We start from the raw sequence: 1,318 nt of genomic DNA, 5'->3' as shown, positions 1-1,318 counted from the left end.
ATTTCATGACGCTCAATCTGTTCAGCTTGTGAGATAAGTTCAACGCTGCCTTCTCTACGAGCTTTACGACCGACAGAGCTTCTCTCTAACTCTTTCAGAGCTTCAATGCGCTCAGCTTGACCTTTGATACCCCAGAACAGTTCTACTGCCTTTACAGAACGACCTGTTTTCAAAGCTCTATAGCCTACATTGAACCCAGCCAGTTGATTGAGTTCTGCTATCGCTGAATCTAAACACCTTTGTCTAAAGTTAGCCCATTCTTTGTAATGTGTAGAACCAACCCCCATGATTTCTCTCAAGTCTTCTAGAAGAAAAACTTCACTAGTTTTTCGCAAGTTTGCTCTCAGCGAAATCAGAGAGTAGAGACGAAGTGAGAACTTTGAGTTGAATGCCAAAACAGCTTTTCTAGATATCACAGCCCAATGTGAGCTGTCAGAAATCGCTTTTCGCATAGTTGCGCTAAACCGATACCGAAGTTCTGCTTTTGCTGTTGTATCAGCATCTCGTTCAGCATCAGCTATGATGACACCTGACTTAGTGTAAGACCTTCCATCCTCACGAGTCAGCTTGAGTTTCAAGATAGTCGTGTGAAGTTCGTCAACGACCGCTTCAAGCTCCTTCAATGTTAGATGATATGTCTTGTTTAGTTCAGCGTAACTTATCCGATGCTCAACATCGTCTGTGATACGAACTCCTGCTGCTTGAATGAGAAGATGCAGAGTCTTAGCGCCACGCAGCGAAAGTGATGACCCGTGAGAAAACCTCCAGTCACTGACTTCACCTGCTTCTACGATAGCATCTGCGACCTTTGCATATCGTTCTATAGCGTCTGTTGTTTTGCTGTTCTTCTTGCTCATACCTAACATTATCTCAAACAGTGTAAGATATAGCAATGCAGTGTTGTGAGTATGTGAAGTCTTTTTCTTATTTTCTTATTTTCTTATTTCTAGACGAAAATCTCTTTTACTATCATATACTTACGCCCCTAAACCTAACAAATCACGAGTCTACCCTAACAAATCACGAGTCTACCCTAACAAATCACGAGTCTACCCTAACAAATCACGAGTCTACAAAGAGCGTCAGAACTAAACTTATCCACAGCCAGTTACCGCTTGAACAGTCTTGAAAGCAGCCCCCTCCCCTGCTTCTCATCCGACTGTTGTGTAATAAGTTTTGTCTGAGAAGCGACCACACTGCGAAGTTCGTCTTCAGACTTCCTAGAATGTGACAAGCTGTCTTCAAGCATCGCCACCTGCTTCTCCAGCATTTCTATTTTTAGTTTCAACTCGTTATCAGCCGAAGTTACATCTGTTAC

At 42.8% G+C, this 1,318-nt stretch carries 2 protein-coding genes; both read right to left on the bottom strand.

Translation table 11 applies throughout. The features are described 5' to 3' along the window. Window positions 1-857 (bottom strand): replication initiation protein (locus XMM312_RS11420; protein ID WP_173489288.1); only part of this gene is annotated, 857 nt, incomplete at its 3' end. A gap of 251 nt (window positions 858-1,108) precedes the next feature. Beyond that, a partial coding sequence (locus tag XMM312_RS11470) for a hypothetical protein (RefSeq protein WP_217363913.1) occupies window positions 1,109-1,318 on the bottom strand: 210 nt, incomplete at its 5' end.

It is taken from the genome of Marinobacterium sp. xm-m-312 (genome assembly GCF_013283295.1).
GTDB lineage: Bacteria > Pseudomonadota > Gammaproteobacteria > Pseudomonadales > Balneatricaceae > Marinobacterium_E.
The sequence above is the reverse complement of the archived record's forward strand: the minus strand, read 5'-3'. Positions and strand labels throughout refer to the sequence as shown.